This window comes from Kribbella deserti (assembly GCF_042434725.1).
Taxonomy (GTDB): domain Bacteria; phylum Actinomycetota; class Actinomycetes; order Propionibacteriales; family Kribbellaceae; genus Kribbella; species Kribbella deserti.
Map to the genome: position 1 here is coordinate 1 of NZ_JBHLTC010000058.1, position 659 is coordinate 659.

At 59.6% G+C, this 659-nt stretch carries 1 protein-coding gene; it reads left to right on the forward strand.

Annotated features, from left to right (window positions below):
* Positions 1-12 precede the first annotated feature (12 nt).
* Positions 13-659, forward strand: a 647-nt coding sequence (locus ACFFGN_RS35985) for a beta-ketoacyl synthase N-terminal-like domain-containing protein (protein ID WP_380057745.1), incomplete at its 3' end; no start/stop codon positions are given.

A 659-nucleotide genomic window follows, 5' to 3' on the forward strand; every position in this document is an offset into this window, starting at 1 on the left:
TATCCGGGTGGGGTGGTTTCGCCTGAGGATCTTTGGGATGTGGTGGCGGAGGGGCGTGATGTGGTTGGTGGTTTTCCTGTCGATCGTGGTTGGGATGTTGATGGTCTTTATGATCCTGATCCGGCTCGGCCGGGCACTGTTTATACGCGTGAGGGTGGTTTCCTTCATGAGGCTTCGTTGTTTGATGCCGGGTTGTTTGGGGTTTCTCCGCGTGAGGCGTTGGCGATGGATCCGCAGCAGCGGTTGTTGCTGGAGGTTTCGTGGGAGGCGTTCGAGCGAGCGGGTATTGATCCTTTGTCGGTGCAGGGGAGTAGGACGGGTGTCTTTGCGGGGTCGATGTATCAGGATTATGCGCCGCCGGTTGGTCAGTTTCCTGCCGAGCTGGAAGGTTTGCTGGTAACAGGTACGGCCGGGAGTGTGGTGTCGGGTCGTATTGCTTATCAGTTCGGTTTGGTGGGTCCTGCGTTGACTGTGGACACGGCTTGTTCGTCGTCGTTGGTGGCGTTGCATTTGGCGGTGCGGTCGTTGCGCTCGGGGGAGTGCTCGATGGCTCTGGCGGGTGGTGTGACGGTGATGGCTACTCCGCGGGCGTTTGTGGAGTTTTCGCGGCAGCGGGGTTTGGCTGCTGATGGGCGGTGTAAGGCGTTTGCTGCTGGGGC